General features: G+C 27.9%; 2 protein-coding genes. Both read right to left on the minus strand.

What is annotated here, in order from left to right; genetic code table 11:
- Nucleotides 1–157 (minus strand): Mor transcription activator family protein (locus tag CHF27_RS14780; RefSeq protein ID WP_408638588.1); only part of this gene is annotated, 157 nt, incomplete at its 3' end.
- 96 nt (nucleotides 158–253) lie between these two features.
- The coding region (locus CHF27_RS14350; protein WP_158534787.1) for a hypothetical protein at nucleotides 254–580 on the minus strand (327 nt) is incomplete at its 5' end.

Consider the following 580-nt stretch of genomic DNA (forward strand, 5'->3'; position numbering starts at 1 on the left):
TTTCTCTATCACGAGCCTCTTTGTATACCATCTTTTCAGTAGGAAAATACACAGATGTCCCTCCAAATTCTCTAAATAATATCTTTGCATGATCTATTCCAATTTCATTAGCTATATCTTCAAATTGTGGAGGTAAATCACTTATTTTTAATTTCATATAAAATATCCTCCTATAAACTCATTTATATATTGGATATTCTACAAAAAATATATTTTACCTACTATAAATCTATTTTTTTATTCTAAATAATATTTATTTTCTATATTTAGAAAAATCAATAACCTTAGCTAATACCTTCTTTTCTTCTATAACAGGTACTTCCTTAGCTCTTCTTTTTTCTAACCTTTCCATAAATGCAACTTTAGCTCTATCCATCATTGCAACATCTACAACAACTCTTTCTAAAGTCTGCTTGTCCAAATAAGTATGTACTCCATCCCCATCCATATCAGGTAACGCATACTCCATATAATCTAATAATAATTCTTCATTGGTTAACCTTTTACTGTAATACTGTAAATAATAATTAATACTACCACTAATCTTTAACCAAAGCTTTTTCTCATCCATAAAAACCTC

The organism is Romboutsia maritimum, from assembly GCF_002251085.2.
Taxonomy (GTDB): Bacteria; Bacillota; Clostridia; order Peptostreptococcales; family Peptostreptococcaceae; genus Romboutsia_B; species Romboutsia_B maritimum.